The 14,978-nt window shown below is 63.6% G+C and carries 11 protein-coding genes; 4 read left to right on the top strand and 7 right to left on the bottom strand.

Going from position 1 to position 14,978, the window contains the following annotated elements:
* The first annotated feature begins 128 nt into the window (after nt 1-128).
* Nucleotides 129-1,733, top strand: coding sequence for a phytoene desaturase family protein (locus POM99_RS04320; protein WP_277275574.1), 1,605 nt, complete (start codon nt 129-131; stop codon nt 1,731-1,733).
* An 82-nt stretch (nt 1,734-1,815) separates the two neighbouring features.
* Here the strand turns inward: POM99_RS04320 and POM99_RS04315 are convergent, their stop codons facing one another.
* Genes POM99_RS04315 through POM99_RS04305 form a run of 3 tightly spaced genes read right to left on the bottom strand, consistent with a single transcriptional unit; the run spans nt 1,816 to nt 3,805 of the window.
* On the bottom strand, nt 1,816-1,992 hold the full coding sequence (locus tag POM99_RS04315) for a hypothetical protein (RefSeq protein ID WP_277275573.1): 177 nt from the start codon (nt 1,990-1,992) through the stop codon (nt 1,816-1,818).
* 2 nt (nt 1,993-1,994) lie between these two features.
* On the bottom strand, nt 1,995-2,504 hold the full coding sequence (locus POM99_RS04310) for a hypothetical protein (protein WP_277275572.1): 510 nt from the start codon (nt 2,502-2,504) through the stop codon (nt 1,995-1,997).
* A complete protein-coding gene (locus tag POM99_RS04305) occupies nt 2,501-3,805 on the bottom strand; it encodes an amino acid permease (RefSeq protein WP_277275571.1) in 1,305 nt (434 codons plus the stop codon). The genes POM99_RS04310 and POM99_RS04305 overlap by 4 nt, the downstream gene beginning before the upstream one ends.
* A gap of 167 nt (nt 3,806-3,972) precedes the next feature.
* On the opposite strand from POM99_RS04305, the gene POM99_RS04300 reads away from it, so the two are divergent.
* Nucleotides 3,973-5,583 carry a tetratricopeptide repeat-containing sulfotransferase family protein gene (locus POM99_RS04300; protein WP_277275570.1) on the top strand — a complete coding sequence of 537 codons (1,611 nt, stop codon included), beginning with the start codon at nt 3,973-3,975 and terminating at the stop codon, nt 5,581-5,583.
* Nucleotides 5,584-5,819: 236 nt separating this feature from the next.
* Nucleotides 5,820-8,426, top strand: coding sequence for a TonB-dependent receptor (locus POM99_RS04295; protein WP_313792110.1), 2,607 nt, complete (start codon nt 5,820-5,822; stop codon nt 8,424-8,426).
* Nucleotides 8,427-8,590: 164 nt separating this feature from the next.
* Here POM99_RS04295 and POM99_RS04290 read toward each other — a convergent pair whose 3' ends face one another.
* Together POM99_RS04290 and pobA are read right to left on the bottom strand one after the other, a co-directional pair.
* Nucleotides 8,591-9,262, bottom strand: coding sequence for a response regulator transcription factor (locus POM99_RS04290; protein ID WP_277275569.1), 672 nt, complete (start codon nt 9,260-9,262; stop codon nt 8,591-8,593).
* A gap of 215 nt (nt 9,263-9,477) precedes the next feature.
* Complete coding sequence (gene pobA / locus POM99_RS04285; RefSeq protein ID WP_277275568.1) at nt 9,478-10,647, bottom strand: 4-hydroxybenzoate 3-monooxygenase; 1,170 nt, start codon at nt 10,645-10,647, stop codon at nt 9,478-9,480.
* A gap of 125 nt (nt 10,648-10,772) precedes the next feature.
* Between pobA and POM99_RS04280 the strand changes: the two genes are divergently transcribed.
* The gene (locus tag POM99_RS04280; RefSeq protein WP_277275567.1) at nt 10,773-11,618 is read left to right on the top strand and encodes a helix-turn-helix domain-containing protein; all 846 of its coding nucleotides are present in this window, start codon (nt 10,773-10,775) and stop codon (nt 11,616-11,618) included.
* Nucleotides 11,619-12,139: 521 nt separating this feature from the next.
* Here the strand turns inward: POM99_RS04280 and POM99_RS04275 are convergent.
* The gene (locus POM99_RS04275) at nt 12,140-12,346 is read right to left on the bottom strand and encodes a hypothetical protein (RefSeq protein ID WP_277275566.1); all 207 of its coding nucleotides are present in this window, start codon (nt 12,344-12,346) and stop codon (nt 12,140-12,142) included.
* A gap of 96 nt (nt 12,347-12,442) precedes the next feature.
* A complete protein-coding gene (locus POM99_RS04270) occupies nt 12,443-14,860 on the bottom strand; it encodes a calcium-binding protein (RefSeq protein WP_277275565.1) in 2,418 nt (805 codons plus the stop codon).
* Nucleotides 14,861-14,978 lie beyond the last annotated feature (118 nt).

Raw genomic sequence — 14,978 nt, 5'->3', positions numbered from 1 at the left:
TGCCCACCCCCAATCCCTCCCGCAAGCGGGAGGGGGGCAGGAAAGGCGCAACGCAATCTCCCCTCCCGCTTGCGGGAGGGGTCGGGGGTGGGCCTCACCACCTTCTGGATAAAAAGGGAAGAAGTCGAATGACCAACCGCTACGACGCGATCATCATCGGCGGCGGCCACAATGGCCTGACCTGCGCCTTCTATCTCGCCCGCGCCGGGATGAAGGTTCGCGTGCTGGAACGGCGGCACATCGTCGGCGGCGCGGCGGTGACCGAGGAGTTCCACCCCGGCTTCCGCAATTCCACCGCCAGCTACACGGTCAGCCTGCTGCGGCCCAAGGTCATCGCCGACATGAAGCTGCACGATCACGGCTACCGCGTGATCGAACGCACCATCAGCAACTTCTTCCCGTTCCCCGATACCTACCTCAAGCTCGGCGGCGGGGCAGGGCGCACCGAAGCGGAATTCGCCCGCTTCTCCAAAAAGGACGCAGAAGCCTATCCGAAGTACGACGCCGCGCTTGAAAAGGTCGCCAACGTGCTGCGTGACATTGCGCTGCAGACCCCGCCCAACGTCGGCGGCGGCCTTTCCGCGCTCAGGAACGCCGCCATGCAGGGCTGGCCGCTGGCGAAGATGGACCTCGCCACGCAGCGTGACCTGCTCGATATCTTCACCAAGTCCGCGCGCGATTTCCTCGATGGCTGGTTCGAGGACGATCACGTCAAGTCCGCCTTCGCCTTCGACGCCGTCGTCGGCAACTACGCCGGCGTCTCCACTCCCGGCAGCGCCTATGTCCTGCTTCACCACGTCTTCGGTGAAGTGAACGGCAAGCTGGGCGCATGGGGCCACTCGGTCGGCGGCATGGGCGCGATCACCCAGGCCATGGCGAAGGCCTGCGCCAGCGTCGGTGTGGAAATCAGCCTCGAAGCCCCCGTCGCCAAAGTGCTGGTGAACAACGGCAAGGCACAGGGCGTGAAGCTCGAAGGTGGCGAGGAGCTCTATGCCCCGATCATCGCCGCCAACGTCGGCCCCGCGCTGCTCTATCGCCAACTCGTCGATTCCAGCGATCTGGACGAGGACTTCAACCGCCGGATGAAGACCTACAAGACCGGCTCGGGCACCTTCCGCATGAACGTCGCCCTGTCCGAACTACCGGATTTCACCGTGCTGCCGGGCAAGGAACAGGCAGAGCACCACACCGCCGGCATCATCATCGCGCCCGGCATGGGCTACATGGACCAGGCCTTCATCGATGCCCAGCAGAAGGGCTGGTCGAAGAAGCCGATTGTCGAGATCAAGATCCCCTCCACGGTGGATGACAGCCTCGCCCCTCCGGGGCAGCACGTCGCCAGCCTGTTCTGCCAGCAGTTCGATCCCAAGGTCGATTGGGACAAGCACCGCGAGAAGGTGGCCGACCTGATCATCGACACGGTCAATGACCACGCGCCCAACTTCAAGGCCAGCGTCATCGCCCGCCAGATCCACTCCCCGCTCGATCTCGAACGCAAGTTCGGCCTGATCGGCGGCGATATCTTCCACGGTACCATGGGGCTTGACCAGCTCTGGGCCGCGCGCCCGGTGCTGGGTCACGGCGATTACCGCGCCCCGATCAAGGGCCTCTACATGTGCGGCAGCGGCACCCACCCCGGCGGCGGCGTCACCGGCGCCCCCGGCCACAACGCCGCCCACGAAATCCTGCGCGACCGCTCGATCCTGTGGAAGGCGCTGCACCGCAAGCGGTGACCCAGCTTCCCCTCCCCTTCAGGGGAGGGGATCGAGGGGTGGGGGCTCCTCCGCCCAGGCAGCATTTGCCGGCAAAAGCCAGTCAAACCAGCGAAACCACCGCCGAAAACACGAACTCCACCATCAGTGGCAACAGCTGGATTCCCACCTGCACCAGCACCCACAGCACTGACAGCGTGATCGACGCCGCAATGATCCAGTGCTGGCGGCAATAGAACAGATACCGCAGCCACAGCCGCTTCCACCAACGCTGGGTCATAATCAGAACGACACGCCTGAAGGCCTGAAGCTGTCAGGTTTTGCTGACCAGCCATCCTTGGTCCTTGCGAAATCGATAACGTACTGCTCGCCGCAGATGGGGCCGCAAAGGTGGTTAAGGTACAATTCCGCTGAAACTCCGCGCCTACCTTGGTCATCAATTTCGACCATTTCTGGCTGCAAGAATTCTATCGTCCGCGAGCATCCGAACAGTTCGAGCGTGACTTTCTTCCTTGCTATTATAGTTTCTGGAATGGCTTTCGGCGCCTCAAAGCGAAGTAGGCGATATCGCAAGGTTCCGTCTTCTTGCCATTTGATCTCTTCCTTATCCTCGCCTGGAATCGGAGGGAAACGCCTGCCAATCGCTGTGACGATGCATGTATCAGGGCCGAGCTTGGCCGAAGCGGTCTCGATGCCAATTCGCAAGATGGCGGATATGTCGTCTGAGCCAATGTGCGGCGTAGGATCGCAACTTGCCAAAAGAGGAATGAGGAAAAGGCCTTTCCACCTCATGCCTTCTCCCCGCCATTCTTCCCCCGCCGCACCGCCCAGTAAACCGGCACCCCCGCCACCACGAAAAGCGCGCCATAGCCCAGCGCCTTCGCGCCGAGGCCCCACGCCGCCCACACGATGAACGCCGCGCCGACCAGCGCCACCGCCGCGCCGATCCGTTCGCCCGGCAGCAGCTTCAGCGCCGCCAGCATCACCATCAGGTAGCTCAGCATCCCCGCCGCCAGGCTGACCGAGGCGATGAACTGGAACAGGTCGCCCATCCCGCGTGAATAGTTCATCACCGCCACGCAGGTCAGCAGGATCGACGAGACCACGTGCGCCCGCCCCGGCGTGCCGCGCGTCGTCTCCTTGGCGAACCAGGCCGGGAACACGCCGCCCTTCGCCATTGCCCAAGGCACTTCGCCCTGCAGCAGGATGAAGCCGTTCAGCGTGCCGAACGCGCTGATCGCGGCGAACACCGCCACCACGCTGGCCACTCCGGCGCCGAAGTGCTGGCCCAGGAAATCCGCCACCGGCGCGGGCGATGCCGCCGCCCGCCCGGTGGGCATATAGGCGAAGAAGGCCAAGCTGATCCCCACATAGATCACGCCCGTCAGCACCGTGCCGATCAGCGTGGCGCGCGGCACCACGGCGCGGGCGTTCTCCACCTTGTCCGCCGGGACGGTCGCGGATTCGAGGCCGAGGAAGCCCCAGAACGTCAGTCCCGCCGCGCTGGCGATCGCGCCTGCGGCAATCGGCACCGGCGGCTGCGCCACGTGCGGCGCACCGCTCAGCAGCAGCCAGATCGCCAGCCCTATCAGCAGCACCAGCGGCATCAGCTTCAGTGCGCTCGTCACCAGCGAAACCTCGCCCGCCGTGCGCACGCCGCGGATGTTCACCGCGGTCAGCAGCCATACGCAGGCCACCGCCAGCAGGGCAGGGGCCCCCGCCGTGCTGCCGATGCGGGGCATTATCAGGCTCAAGTTGCTCACCACTGCCACCGCGATCGCACCGTTGCCGGCCCAGATCATCGTCCAGTAACTCCACGCCGTGGCGAACCCCGCCAGCGGCCCGAACGCCGCGTTGGCATAGGCATAGGGCCCGCCCGCCAGCGGCAGCTTCGCCCCCAGCCGCGCGAACACCACCGCCAGGCACAGCGCCCCGCCGATCGTCACCAGCCACCCGATCAGCTGGTTCGCCCCCAGCGGTGCCAGCGTGGCCGGCAGCAGGTAGATCCCCGATCCGATCAGGTTTCCCACCACCAGCGCCAGCGTCATCCAGAAGCCGAGGCCGCGGGCCGGTCGGATATCTGTCTCGCTCACCGCCAAAGCCCCCCGCTTCACCCCCATCCGTTCGTGTCGAGCGAAGTCGAGACACTTGGCGCGAGTGTCTCGACTTCGTTCGACACGAACGGAGGTGGTGTCCATCCATGTCGCCCACGCAGACTAACGCTTGATCGCGCGCCGTCACCGTGTTTCTTGCGACGGTGATGGCCACAGTCACCACCACCGTACCGCACTACGATCCCCGCCTCGTCCGCGCCGCGCTGGCGATGAACGAGGGCGAGTTGCACGTTGCCGAACCGCTGTTGCGCGCGTTGTTGAAGGACGATCCCTTCGATGTCCGCGCCATCCGCCTTTTCGCTGAACTTGCCGGTCGCATCGGGCGCTATCACGATGCGGAAAACCTGCTGCGCCGCGCCATCGAACTCGCCCCGCAGTTCACCGCCGCACGGGCCAACCTCGCGCTCGTGCTCTACCGGACCAATCGCGCCGCCGAAGCGCTTGAGGAACTCGCCCGCGTCACGCTCGACGATCCCGACAACGTCGGCGTGGCCAACCTCCAGGCCGCCGCCTATGGCCGCATCGGCGAATTTGACGAGGCGCTGGCCCTCTATGCGCAGGTGCTCAAGGAAATTCCCCACCAGCCCAAGGTGTGGATGAGTTACGGCCACATGCTCAAGACCGTGGGCCGCCTGGATGACGGCATCGCCGCCTATCGCCGCGCGCTGGAAATCCAGCCGGGCCTCGGCGAAGTCTGGTGGAGCCTCGCCAACCTCAAGACGGTGACCTTCTCCGACGAAGACATCGCAGCCATGCAGAACGCGCTCGCTGCACCCGATGCTGCGGCGGAAGACCGCTGGCACCTCGAATTCGCGCTGGGCAAGGCGTTTGAGGATCGCAGGCAAGCGCCCGCCGCCTTCGCCCACTATGCCGCCGGCAACGCCCTGCGCAACAAGCGGCTGCCCTATCGCGCGCAGGATACGTCGCTGCAGGTGGACCGCACCATCGCCGCCGCCACGCCCGCGCTCTTCGCCGCGTTCGAAGGGGCAGGGTGCCCCGCGCCCGACCCCATCTTCGTCCTCGGTATGCCGCGCGCCGGGTCCACGCTGGTCGAACAGATCCTGTCGAGCCACAGCCAGGTCGAAGGCACCAGCGAACTCGCCGATATCACCCAGCTCGCCCGCAGCATTGAAGGCTATCCCGAGGCTTTGGCAGATCTCTCGCCTGAAACCGTGCTTGATCTCGGCGAGAAATACCTCGCCCGCACCCGCATCCAGCGCCACACCGCGCGGCCCCTGTTCATCGACAAGATGCCCAACAACTGGCTGCACGTGCCGTTTATCCGGCTGATCCTGCCCAATGCAAAGATCGTCGACGCGCGCCGCCACCCGCTCTCGTGCTGCTTCTCCAATTTCAAGCAACACTTTGCGCGCGGGCAGGGCTTCGCCTATTCGCTGTCTGACCTTGGGGCCTATTATCGTGACTACGTGCGGCTGATGGCCCATGTCGATGCGGCGCAGCCGGGCCTCGTTCATCGCGTGATCTACGAACGCATGGTGGAGGACACCGAGGCCGAAGTGCGCGCAATTCTCGCCCATTGCGGCCTGCCGTTCGAGGATGCCTGCCTCGCCTTCTGGCAGAACGACCGCGCGGTGCGCACCCCCAGTTCCGAACAGGTTCGCCGCCCGATCTTCCGGGAAGGGACCGAGGCTTTCAAGCCATTCGAACCCTTCCTTGATCCGCTGAAGGCCGCGCTGGGTGCAGACCTGCTCGCTGCCTGGCCAGATGCACCGGTTTTCCCGCCATCCGAAGCATAGCCTGCGGTAAACTTGCGGAAACGAAGCTTTTTTCGCTCATGTCTGAAAATTCGCGGATTCCGTAGCGGAAAAGGCGGGCTGATCCGCTCAAATGTTGCTCGATTGTGTACCTTACATCGTTGTAAATCGGCAACGCTTTGATCGCAGAACGAAATCCGGGGCGCGATCCATCTTGACCGTTGCTGTGATCACGGAGCACCCTTCGCCCATAAAAGACTGCAAGCGGGGGTAGGGACATGATGAAGAACAAGGGGCTCAACCGTCTTTCGCGGCTCGCCTTCCTTGCAACAACCGCGCTGGCAGCACCGTCCGTGGCGCTCGCGCAGGAAGCGCCCCAGGATGCGGCGCAGGCCGCCCCGGCCGAAGATCCCAACGTCATCATCGTCACCGCACAGAAGCGCAGCGAGAACCTGCAGAACGTGCCGATCTCGATCCAGGCGTTCGGGACGCAGAAGCTTGAACAACTCGGCATCTCGAACTTCAACAACTACACGCAGCAATTGCCGTCCGTGGTTGCGCAGTCATCGGGCACGCCTGGAACCAACGTGATCTACATGCGCGGCGTCGCTTCGGGCGGTGACGGCAATCACTCTGGCTCGCTGCCCTCGGTGGGCGTGTATCTCGACGAACAGCCCGTCACCACCATCGGCGGCAATCTCGACGTGCATGTCTATGACATCGCCCGCATCGAAAGCCTCGCCGGCCCGCAGGGTACGCTTTACGGCGCTTCGTCAGAAGCCGGCACGATCCGCATCATCACCAACAAGCCCAGCACCAAGGGCTTCGAGGCCAGCGTGGATGCCGAGGTGAACACTGTCGAACATGGCGGCCAGGGCGGCAAGCTTGAGGCCATGGTCAACGCTCCATTGTCATCGATGGCGGCGCTGCGGGTCGTCGGCTTTTACCAGAAGGACGCAGGCTTCATCGATAACGTCGCGGGCACGCGGTGCTTCCTGCCAAAGCCCGGCGGCATCTGTGTCAATAATGCGCCCTTCGTGGAGAAGGACTATAATGATACCGAGATATGGGGCGGCCGCGCTGCGTTGAAGGTCGATCTCGACGCAAACTGGACCGTCACCCCAACGCTCATGTACCAGGATACGCGCAGCCACGGGTCCTATGGCTATGATCCGAAGGTTGGGGATCTCCAGGTCGAACACTTCTTCCCGGAATTCCGCCGCGACAAGTTCGTGCAGGCGGCGCTCACTATCGAAGGCAAGGTCGGCAACTGGGATGTGACCTATGCTGGCGCCTATCTCGACCGCAAGACGTTCTCGTCCAGCGACTATACCGACTATGCCGAAGCCTATGACTCCCTCTATGCCTCGGTCGGCGGCAATGCGGGCTACTTCTACTTCCAGGATGCGGCGGGCAACACCATCGATCCGCGGCAGAAGGTGATCGGCAGCGATCACTTCAAGAAGTTCAGCCAGGAACTGCGCATCGCCTCGCCGTCTGACCAACCTCTGCGGCTCGTGGCGGGGGCGTTCTATCAGTACCAGTCGAACGACATTCATCAGGATTACCGAGTTGCCGGTCTTGCCCCGCTGCTGTCGGTCAACGGCCTGCCCGGCACGCTCTGGCTCACCCAGCAGCATCGCATTGACAAGGACTACGCCGCGTTTGGCGAGGTCAGCTACGATGTCACCCCCACCGTCACGATCACCGGCGGCGGGCGCCTTTTCAAGTATGACAACTCCCTCATCGGCTTCTTCGGCTTCGGGCGTGATCCCGCGTTCATCCAAGGGGCTGACAATGCCGGCCCGCCGAACGCGGTCTATTCCACCCGCACCGGCGTCGCAGGGTGCTTCACCACCGCCGGCACCCGCTTGCGCGCCGCCCAGCTGGCCGGGCAGGCCGATACCACGCTGCTTCCGGCCGCAGTGGACGGCAGCCCATGCACCAACCTCGCGGTGTTCGAAAATGGCGCGCTCAAGCCTGTGCGTGCCAAGGGCGATGGCGGCACCTGGCGCCTCAATGCCACTTGGAAGCCCAACCGTGATGTGATGCTCTATGCCACATGGTCGCGCGGCTTCCGTCCCGGCGGCATCAACCGGCGGGCCGATGTGCCGCCTTACCAGCCGGATTACCTGACCAACTACGAACTCGGCTTCAAGACCACGCTGTTCGATGGGCTCGTCCGCTTAAACGGCGCGATCTATCAGCAGGACTGGAAGAATTTTCAGTTCAGCTACCTGGGCGCCAACAGCTTCACCGAAATCCACAACGGTCCCAACGCCCGCATTCGTGGCATCGATGTGGACGCCAGCATCGGCCGCGGGCCGCTCACCGTGAACCTTGCGGCGGCCTATACCGACGCCAAAACCCGGCAGAACCTGTGCGCCTATGACGATCCCACCTTCTCCTGTACCGCGCCGGGCGTCGACGGGCAGATCAACTACATTTCCGCTGTAAAGGGCACGCGCTTGCCCATAACCCCGCGCTTCAAGGCCAGCGGCACCGCGCGCTATACTGTCCCGATGGGCGCGGCGAAGGTCTATGGACAGGTCAACGCCACGTTCCAGAGCTCGGCCTTCAGTGACCTGCGCCACCGCGTGTTCAGTTCCGCCCTCGCCGACGCGACCTCGCCAGCCGACGTCGCCGATCCCGCCCGCAACTACAGCCCGGCAGAAGCGCTGGGCCGCCTTGCCGGGTTCGCGCAGGTCAATCTGGCCCTGGGGTCTGACTGGGAGCGTTATTCGGTGGAGTTCTTCGTGCAAAACCTGTTCGATGCGCGTGGCCAGCTGTCTCGTTTCGCCCAATGCGGCCAATGCAACCAACGTCCCTACATCGTCCCCACGCAGCCCCGCACCTTCGGTCTGCGCCTCGGCGGCAAGTTCTGACGCGATAGCCGGAACCCCCACCCCAACTCCTCCCCAGCGGGGAGGGGCGCGAGACTTGCGCTGCCGTAGGCGGCGTTGGTCGCAGCGGGGAGGGGGCTCCACCTATCCGACCTCACCCCAACCCCGATCATGCCGAGCTTGTCGAGGCATCCGGCTCACTTCCCTCAGGGCCGGTCCATCACATACCCCAGCGACCGGACGGTCCGCAGCGGATAGCCTGCGCCCACTTCGCGCAGCGCGCGGCGCAGGCGGCTGACCCAGGCGTCCACGGTGCGCTCGTCGATCGGCTGCTCCTGCTTGCCCAGCGCGGCGATCAGCTGCGCGCGCGAAAACACATGCCCCGGCTTTTCCATCAGGTAGCGCAGAAGGCGGAATTCGTTGGGCATCAGCGTGATCGGCTGGTCCTTCCATCGCGCCTGCAGCGCTGCAAGGTCCAGCACAAGTTCGCCCAGCTTCAGCGTACGCCCCGGCGCCTCGCGCTCGGGCAACTGCACCGAAAGCACACGGTCCAGCACCTTGGCGCGGTCCACCGGGCCGATGATGTAATCGTCCGCCCCGGCGCGCAGAGCCCGGCGCTTGGCCTCGGCTTCGTCCTCTTCCAGCACCATCGTCACGTGCGCTGCCTCGGTCTGCGGGTCGCAGCGCAAGCGGCGGCACAGCTCAAGGCCTGAAAGCTCGGGCAGCACCCAGTCGATGAAGGCCCAGGGCTTGCCGTCCAGCAGCGGCAGCGGCCCGCCCGCGTCCCACCCGTGAAAAACCACGCGCAGGTCATCATGGATGAAGCTGTCATGCCCGCCCGGCAATGTGCCGGTTACCAGGATGTCGATCTGCTGCATGAAAATCCCGCCGTTGCCAACGCGACGGGTTCTGTCGCGGATTTATGACGGGCCTATGACGATGTTACAGCCCTTTCGGGTGAAACGTCGATCTCCCCCCCTGAAGGCATGCACTTGATTGGATGGGCGATCACCTTCCAAAAAAAAGCCCCCCTCCCGCAGGCGGGAGGGGGGCAGGGTGGAAATGGTTGGCCAGATCGGCCGGTGGGCCGGTCCTAAACCGGCAGTCCCACATAATTCTCCGCAATGGTCGTCTGCGCCGCGGTGCTGCTGGCGATATAGTCCAGCTCCGCCACCTGCATCGCGCGTTCGAACGGCCCGTCGTCGGGGAAGCGGTGCATCAGCTTGGTCAAGGACCAGCTGAACCGCTCGCTCTTCCACACCCGGGCCAATGCCTTGGCCGAATAGCCCGCCACCGCATCGTTGTCGCTGCGCTGGAAGAACGCCGTCAGCGCCTCGGCCGCATAGTGCACGTCGCTTGCCGCAAGGTTCAGCCCCTTCGCACCGGTCGGCGGCACGATATGCGCGGCATCGCCGCACAGCAGCAGGCTGCCATGGCGCATCGGCTCGAACACATAGCTGCGCAAGGGGGCGATGCTCTTCTCGATCGAAGGCCCACGCGTGATGTTCGCCGCCGCTTCGGGTCCCAGTCGCACCGAAAGCTCGTCCCAGATGCGCTCATCGCTCCAGTCCTCCACCTTCTCGGTCAGCGGCACGTCCACATAGTAGCGGCTGCGCGTGTGGCTGCGCATGCTCGCCAGGGCAAAGCCGCGCTCGTGGTTGGCATAGATCAGCTCGTGGTTGCAGGGCGGCACATCGGCCAGAATGCCCAGCCAGCCAAAGGGATAGACCCGCTCGAACTCGCGCGACACGCTGGCCGGAATGGCCTTGCGGCTCGGCCCGTGGAACCCGTCGCACCCGGCGATGAAGCGCGCGTCGATGCGCTGCTCCACCCCATCCTGTGTAAAGGTGACATAGGGCGCTTCGCTCTCGATATCGTGCAGCGCCACATCGTCCGCGCCATAGATCACCTGAAGTCCGCGCCCAGGCGCGGCGTCCATCAGGTCGCGCGTGATCTCGGTCTGGCCATAGACCACCACCGTCTTGCCGGTCAGGTTCGCCACGTCGATGCGGATAAGGCGTTCGCCATCGGCCAGGTTGAAGCCTTCTTCCACCAGTCCCTCGGCCTTCAGTCGCGCATCCAGCCCCAGCCGGCCCATCAGGCCCACGGTAATCTGCTCAAGCACCCCGGCGCGGATACGGCCCAGCACATAATCGGGCGTCTGCCGCTCCACCACCACGCAGTCGATGCCCTCGGCCTTCAGCAGGTGGCCCAGCAGCAGCCCGGCAGGCCCCGCACCGATAATGGCGACTTGTGCGCGCATGTCATGTCTCCCCGGGCCGCGCCTGTCTGGTGCGCGTGCCTCTCGATATTCCTCGTCTTGACAGGGCGGGCCGGGCAGGGGAATGCATCCCCCTGACATTCTCTGGCACTATCGGGACACGCCCCATGAATGCTCCCGCCATTCCCTTCTATGCGCTCTATGGTGAACAGGCGGCGTCGCAATCCTCCGGTTTCGCGCATATAGAAACCATCGCCAGCCGCAGCGCGCTGCATGACTGGGAGATAAAGCCGCACCGACATGCTGATTTCGTGCAGGTGCTGCTGGTGCGCGCGGGACACGCCATGATCGCCTTCGATGGCGTCGAACACGCGCATGAAGGGCCTTGCGGCGTGATCGTGCCCGCCGGTACCGTTCACGGCTTCCGCTTCCGCCAGGGCACCCACGGCTGGGTCCTCACCCTCTCGGCAGACTTCGCCCAGCGCGCAGCCGCTCCCCATGATCCACTCGCTGCCGCGCTTGCCACGGGCGGCCCGCTCCCGCTCGATGCCACTGCCGCCCGCCGCGTGGCATGGCTTGCGACCGAGATGCTCGCGCTTCAGGGCGAATGGCGCAGTGCCGACCCGCTGTTCCTGTCGCTTGCCGAAACCCTGGTCCGCGTCGTGGCGCAGCATGCCGTGCCTGCCGCATCTGCCCCGGTTGCCGACCAGCGCCTCGAACGCTTCCGCCAGTTGGTTGAGGTGCATTACCGCCAGCACCGCGATCTCGATTTCTATGCAGAGGCGCTCGGCCTCACCCGCCGCACCCTCTCGCGCCTCACCGCCGCACGGCTGGGCTGCACCCCGCTTGACGTGGTCCACAGCCGCCTCGTTCTCGAAGCGCGCCGCCTCCTGCGCTACACCGGCGCCAGCGCCCAACAGGTCGCCGCCGAACTCGGCTTCGAAGACCCCTCCTACTTCTCCCGCTTCTACCAGCGCCAGACCGGCCACCGCCCCTCAGCCGAACGCGCCTAGTTCCTCCCCGGCACGGGGAGGGGGACCATCCGCGGGATGGTGGAGGGGCACCCACCGGCCAAACCCGTTCCTCTCCCGCTCATCCTGAGCCCGTCGAAGGATAGGGGAGGGGATCGAGGGGTGGGGGCCCTCCGCCAACACAATGCAATATGTTTCGCGCAGAGCCCGCAGAGAACGCCGAGCAAGGGAAGAAATGCGCGCAGAGAAGAGAAGAGAAGAGCTTCGCGAAAAGACGCAAAGACGCGAAGTCCCCATTCCCAAATCCTCCCCCGAAAGGGGAGGAGGACCGCTTGAAGGGCGGTGGAGGGGGAACCCCAACAACCGCCCCTCCGGTCAAATCACCATCCAACCTGACCGCTGATCCCGAACCCGTCGAAAAACAGGAGCCAGCCAAGCCCCCAGCACAACCCCTTCACGCCTTCGCGTCTCGGCGCGAAACCAAATCCTTCTCTTGAATCTCCGCGCCTCCGCGTCTCTGCGCGAACCAATCTGGTCCCGCTAAATCCGGTCGCGAAACCCGCTCACTTCCGCCCGGCGCCAGCATCCTCGTGCCGCGCCTCTTCCAGCGCATGGGCAAAGTCCCCGGCAAAGTGCTCGGCAAAATGGTCCCGCGCCGTCAACGGCACCGCCACCGGCTCCCGCCGCGCCACCACGCAGTCCGGCCCCACGCAGAAAACACTCGGCTCCCGCGCCTCCACCTTCACCGCATCATCACGCACCAACACCACCAGACCTGCTCCAACAAGCGGGAATCACTACCATTCGTTTACCACAACCACGGATGCAAATCTTGTACGCAACCGACATCCTTTTGCGGCTCCAGGTCAAAGCACGAAGTCCACCACTGACATCCCGATCTCGCCATCGATGCGGATGGTCAGGTCTGCCAGCCCGTCGCCATTGCTGTCGCCCTCAACAAACGTGTTTCCCCCAGCAAATGTCGCGCGCAATTGCCCGGCCACCTTGCCGAACGCGGCTGTGCCGATGAAGCTGAAGGCCTGGTTGCCCGTCTGTCCGGTGTCGGCATCGATCGCTGAAAGATCGATGATATCGCGGTCCGTCGGCCTGAAATCGGCAATGCGGTCTGCCCCTGCGCGATCGAACGATGTGTCTCCGGTTCCAAAAACAAACCGGTCGGTGCCTGCGCCGCCCCACATCGTGTCCCGCCCGGCGTTGCCGTGGATGACATCGTCACCTTCCCGGCCATAAAGCTTGTCGTTTCCGCCCCGTCCCTTGATGACGTTCGTCCGGCCATCGCCTGACAGAACGTCCCCGTGTTGCGAACCGGAAAGATACTGGATGTCGGCATACTTGTCGTTGGCGCTTGACGGTCCGGCACCGTTGCTTCCCGCCACGGCATAGGAGCCCGCCTTCTCGGCCAGGTCCGCCGTAACGGATCCGGGCGCATTTCTGTAATCTACCTCGTTGCCTGCGCCGCGCCCGCCGACATAGTAGTTCGTGCCGTCCGACGACAGGAACACGTCGCTTTTCGGGGTGCCGGCAAATATCTCGTCTGCTGCCGTACCGCGGAACACGCCATCTGCTCCTGGCGTGTCGATGATCCCCTGCTTGTCGATTGTCCCGAATGTGGCGAGATAGAACTCCGTCGCAATCTCTTTCACTTCGCTCGAAAGGTACCGGTTGTACAGGATGGTTGAGCCAATTCCTCCAACGGCCAACCCTACGATCGTGCCAGGGCCTGGCAAAACGGAACCGGCAAGCGCACCGGCCAAGGCGCCGCCTTCAAGTATGGCCGCTCCAGCCAGATAATCGACGATCTCGACAAAGTATGCCAGCTTCGGGTTGGGCGAGGCCAGGATTTCAGCTGACCTCTGGACGATGTCGATGATCTTGCCGTAACGGCTGAAAACCTTGGCAAATTGTCTGAGATCCTGGTCAAGATAAAGAAGGCCCTTGTTTTCCAGATTGCTGCCAAACTTCGCCAGAACCTTCTCAAGATCGCTTAGGCTATTCAGAGCGAAGAATGATTGAATCAAGTCTCCATAGATTGGGCTGATGTTTTCAGCCCTCGTGAATGAGGGCAGGTCGGGCAATTCCGGCCGGGTTGGGGTCCACTGCTTGGCAACTATCCTGTACCCACTGCCCTCGCGGAAGCTGTCGAAGCTGAGTTCCCCGGACGAGACTAGCTTGGCGGTGTAGCGCTCCACCAGCTTGCCACCTTCATCCACGAAACCGCTGACAGTATAGGCGAAATCTCCGCCAGGGCCGGCCTGGCGGTCTACCTTCACCACCTTCAGGTCCCCGGCATTGCGCATGATGATCGGCTCACCCACTTCAAGGTCAAGCACCTCGTCACCGTTGCCGATGAAGAAACGGTCGGCGCCTGCACCGCCGAACAGCAGGTCCTTCAGTCCGTCGTCGCCCCGGAAGCTGCCATAAAGGTCATCGTTGCCAGCCCCGCCATCCAGCGTGCTTTCTGCGTTCCCGCCACGCAGGATATCGCGATCCTCGTTGCCATAGACGGTGCCTGGAAACGCACCGAGCGTGATGACATCTTCGCCACTGCCGGCAGAAAACACGCCATTGATGCCCCACGCCAGCGCCTTGCCCCCGGAATCCGGCAGTACCACGGTGTCGTTGCCCGCCATGGCATTCAACGCGCTGCCCGAAAACCTCGCCGGGTCCAGCGTGTTCAGATTGCGCGAATTGGCGACATCGTCGAACAGGGCAGGCCGGCTCGCCCGCCGTTTGTCAAACTCGCCATTGTCGTCGTAGCCGTTGCCGTCAGCGTCGGTGATGGAAACAGGGCCATAGAGCCACTCGCTTGCGACATGTGAAATCGTGCTGGTTACATAACCGTCACCCGGATTCAGATTGCTTGATTCCGTGGCGCTTATCGTTCCGGTGGTATTGGTCGGGGTGAAGCCCTCAACTGTCACGACATCGACTACCTTGGCAGTCATCAGGACATATACTGTCGAAGTTTCTATGATCCGTGGATACGTTGAGCCCTCAACCCATTCGCCTTTTCTATACACTCCGGCAAAAGGCCAGTATCCATCGTTGTAAAAATCCTCTTCGCCAAACTTCGACGAACTATGGAAATTTCCTCGGGACGTGATCAGCTTTTCGCCAACATCATGAAAGCCTGGCACTCCAGCATTCTGGGAGTTGAAGGCGGAAACGTAGGAAACGATCCGTCCGTCAATCGGGTTCTGATCCCTCGGACCGGCGTACTCGACCTTGGAGAACGTGTAGGCAACCTTGTACCAGCCCTGCATGTCTGTCCGCTCTCGGAAAGTTTCATGGAAGCATGGTTGCCAGCAGGCCATTCTGCAAGCGCCAACTAAGGGATTTTGCCTAATATCTTGCCCGGTTCAATCGTGGGGCAGGTGACGA

The sequence above is a fragment of the Novosphingobium cyanobacteriorum genome (assembly GCF_029436685.1).
In the GTDB taxonomy this organism is placed as follows: domain Bacteria; phylum Pseudomonadota; class Alphaproteobacteria; order Sphingomonadales; family Sphingomonadaceae; genus Novosphingobium; species Novosphingobium cyanobacteriorum.
The sequence above is the reverse complement of the archived record's forward strand: the minus strand, read 5'-3'. Positions and strand labels throughout refer to the sequence as shown.

Bases quoted from the DNA above. Each gene is read 5' to 3' on its own strand.
- POM99_RS04320 (WP_277275574.1), top strand. From the start codon at position 129: ATGACCAACCGCTACGACGCGATCATCATCGGCGGCGGCCACAATGGC.
- POM99_RS04295 (WP_313792110.1), top strand. From the start codon at position 5,820: ATGATGAAGAACAAGGGGCTCAACCGTCTTTCGCGGCTCGCCTTCCTT.
- POM99_RS04280 (WP_277275567.1), top strand. From the start codon at position 10,773: ATGAATGCTCCCGCCATTCCCTTCTATGCGCTCTATGGTGAACAGGCG.
- POM99_RS04270 (WP_277275565.1), bottom strand. From the start codon at position 14,860: ATGCAGGGCTGGTACAAGGTTGCCTACACGTTCTCCAAGGTCGAGTAC.
- POM99_RS04290 (WP_277275569.1), bottom strand. From the start codon at position 9,262: ATGCAGCAGATCGACATCCTGGTAACCGGCACATTGCCGGGCGGGCAT.
- pobA (WP_277275568.1), bottom strand. From the start codon at position 10,647: ATGCGCGCACAAGTCGCCATTATCGGTGCGGGGCCTGCCGGGCTGCTG.
- POM99_RS04310 (WP_277275572.1), bottom strand. From the start codon at position 2,504: ATGAGGTGGAAAGGCCTTTTCCTCATTCCTCTTTTGGCAAGTTGCGAT.
- POM99_RS04300 (WP_277275570.1), top strand. From the start codon at position 3,973: ATGGCCACAGTCACCACCACCGTACCGCACTACGATCCCCGCCTCGTC.
- POM99_RS04315 (WP_277275573.1), bottom strand. From the start codon at position 1,992: ATGACCCAGCGTTGGTGGAAGCGGCTGTGGCTGCGGTATCTGTTCTAT.